Annotated in this window: 1 protein-coding gene; it reads right to left on the reverse strand. The window is 60.6% G+C overall.

What is annotated here, in order from left to right; genetic code table 11:
• Positions 1-2,414: ATP-dependent Clp protease ATP-binding subunit (locus tag ABEA87_RS42090; RefSeq protein WP_345639404.1), on the reverse strand; the 2,414-nt coding region annotated here is incomplete at its 3' end.

Below are 2,414 nucleotides of genomic sequence, written 5' to 3' on the forward strand. Positions count from 1 at the left end.
CCCTCGCAGTCCACGACCACGATCTGACCCGCCTTCAACTCGTTGAACAGGATCCGCTCCGACAACGAGTCCTCGATCTCACGCTGAATCGTGCGGCGCAACGGACGGGCACCCATCACCGGGTCCCAACCCTTCTTCGCCAACCACCGCTTCGCGTTACCCGTCAACTCCAGACCCATGTCCTTGTTCCGCAACTGAGACTCAATCCGGCTGATCATGATATCCACGATCCGCAGAATCTCACCCTCACCCAACTGATGGAACACAATCGTGTCATCAATACGGTTCAAGAACTCCGGCCGGAAATGCTGCTTCAACTCATCGTTGACCTTCTGCTTCATCCGCTCATAATTCGAGTCAGAATCCTCCGACGCCTGGAACCCCAACGACACAGCCTTCGCCACATCCCGAGTACCCAAGTTCGTCGTCAGAATGATCACCGTGTTCTTGAAATCAACAATCCGACCCTGACCATCCGTCAAACGCCCATCCTCCAAAATCTGCAGGAGAGTGTTGAACACATCCGGATGAGCCTTCTCAATCTCATCGAACAACACCACCGAGAACGGCCGCCGACGCACCTTCTCCGTCAACTGACCACCCTCGTCATACCCCACATACCCAGGAGGAGCACCCACCAGCCGCGACACCGTGTACCGATCATGGAACTCCGACATGTCCAACTGGATCAACGCGTCCTCAGACCCGAACAAGAACTCCGCCAGAGCCTTCGACAACTCCGTCTTACCCACACCCGACGGACCCGCGAAAATAAACGAACCCGACGGACGCTTCGGATCCTTCAACCCAGCCCGAGTACGCCGGATCGCCTTGGACACCGCCCGAACCGCGTCCTCCTGACCCACGACCCGCTTATGCAGCTCGTCTTCCATCCGCAGCAACCGAGCAGTCTCCTCCTCGGTCAGCTTGTACACCGGGATACCCGTCCAGTTGGCAAGCACCTCAGCGATCTGCTCATCGTCAACCTCACTGACGACATCCAGATCCCCGGCCTTCCACTCCTTCTCCCGCTGCGACTTCTGACCCAACAACTGCTTCTCACGATCCCGCAACTGAGCAGCCCGCTCAAAATCCTGCGCATCGATCGCGGATTCCTTGTCCCGACGCACCTGAGCGATCCGCTCATCAAAGTCCCGCAGATCCGGCGGCGCGGTCATCCGACGGATCCGCATCCGCGCACCCGCCTCATCAATCAGATCAATCGCCTTATCCGGCAAATACCGATCCGAGATATACCGATCCGCCAACGTCGCCGCCGCCACCAACGCCGCATCCGTGATACTCACCCGGTGATGCGCCTCGTACCGATCCCGCAGACCCTTCAAGATCTCAATCGTGTGCGCCAACGACGGCTCACCCACCTGGATCGGCTGGAAGCGCCGCTCCAACGCGGCATCCTTCTCCAGGTGCTTGCGGTACTCGTCGAGGGTGGTCGCGCCGATCGTCTGCAGTTCACCACGGGCAAGCATGGGCTTGAGGATCGACGCGGCGTCGATCGCACCCTCGGCCGCACCCGCACCCACCAGAGTGTGGATCTCATCGATGAACAGGATGATGTCGCCCCGCGTCCGGATCTCCTTGAGCACCTTCTTCAAGCGCTCCTCGAAATCACCCCGATACCGCGAACCCGCGACCAACGCACCCAGATCCAACGTGTACAGCTGCTTGTCCTTCAGCGTCTCGGGCACCTCACCCTTCACGATCGCCTGGGACAACCCCTCCACCACCGCGGTCTTACCCACACCCGGCTCACCGATCAACACCGGATTGTTCTTCGTCCGGCGGGACAACACCTGCATGACCCGCTCGATCTCCTTCTCCCGCCCGATCACCGGGTCCAGCTTGCCCTCCCGGGCAGCCTGAGTCAGATTCCGACCGAACTGATCCAACACCAACGACGTCGACGGCGCCGCCTCACCAGAAGCACCCGCACCCGCCGCGGCCGGCTCCTTACCCTGGTAACCCGACAACAACTGGATCACCTGCTGACGCACCCGGTTCAGATCCGCACCAAGCTTCACCAGCACCTGAGCCGCCACACCCTCACCCTCACGGATCAGGCCCAGCAAAATGTGCTCCGTACCGATGTAGTTGTGCCCCAGCTGCAACGCCTCACGCAGCGACAGCTCCAGCACCTTCTTGGCCCGCGGCGTGAACGGAATATGCCCGCTCGGCGCCTGCTGACCCTGCCCGATGATCTCCTCCACCTGCTGGCGCACGCCCTCTAAAGAGATCCCCAGGCTCTCCAGAGCCTTCGCGGCCACACCCTCACCCTCATGGATCAGGCCAAGCAGGATGTGCTCAGTGCCGATGTAGTTGTGGTTGAGCATCCGGGCCTCTTCCTGAGCCAGGACCACAACCCGCCGTGCTCGGTCGGTAAACCGCTCGAACAT

The organism is Rugosimonospora acidiphila (assembly GCF_039543385.1).
In the GTDB taxonomy this organism is placed as follows: Bacteria; Actinomycetota; Actinomycetes; order Mycobacteriales; family Micromonosporaceae; genus Rugosimonospora; species Rugosimonospora acidiphila.